The sequence below is a fragment of the Duganella sp. sic0402 genome (assembly GCF_019219065.1).
Taxonomy (GTDB): domain Bacteria; phylum Pseudomonadota; class Gammaproteobacteria; order Burkholderiales; family Burkholderiaceae_D; genus Rugamonas.
Window position 1 is genome coordinate 1 of the sequence record NZ_JAHUWK010000037.1, and the last position, 451, is coordinate 451.

The 451-nt window shown below is 60.5% G+C and carries 1 protein-coding gene; it reads right to left on the reverse strand.

Features of this window, described 5'->3' with window-relative positions:
* Nucleotides 1-96 precede the first annotated feature (96 nt).
* On the reverse strand, nt 97-381 hold the full coding sequence (locus tag KW842_RS27195) for a hypothetical protein (protein ID WP_192277311.1): 285 nt from the start codon (nt 379-381) through the stop codon (nt 97-99).
* Nucleotides 382-451: the final 70 nt, after the last annotated feature.

Genomic DNA, 451 nt, shown 5'->3' on the forward strand with positions numbered 1-451 from the left:
CTCTAACGCCTGGGGGCTTTTGCATTTCCGTTAGTGGCTCTGGAAAGGAAAGGCGTCAGGTCATCTGGGGCCCTCCAACGATGCGCATCCGCTCGCTCATGGCGCTTCCTTCGCGTCGGCGGACTGGAGAGCCTGAAGCCGCAACTGGGCAAGCCAAGTGGCGATGTCTTTGGCTAAGGCGTACTTGCCCCTGCGGTGCGGGATGGGGAACACAGGTACGGGCAGCAGGCCACGTGACAGGGCTTGGCGGAACGCATCGAGCGTGGTGTAGCCCAGCGCCTGCCGTAGATCGTCCTGCCCAATGACCGGCCCATACCGTTGAAGCAGATCCTGCTCCAGAACATGGGCTAGCGGGTCAGGAGTCTCGTCACGGCTTGTCATATCGACAGCGTAACGATTGAGCGGAATCAGGCCCAGAAGGAACGCTCCGACAATCCGTTACGCTATTTGC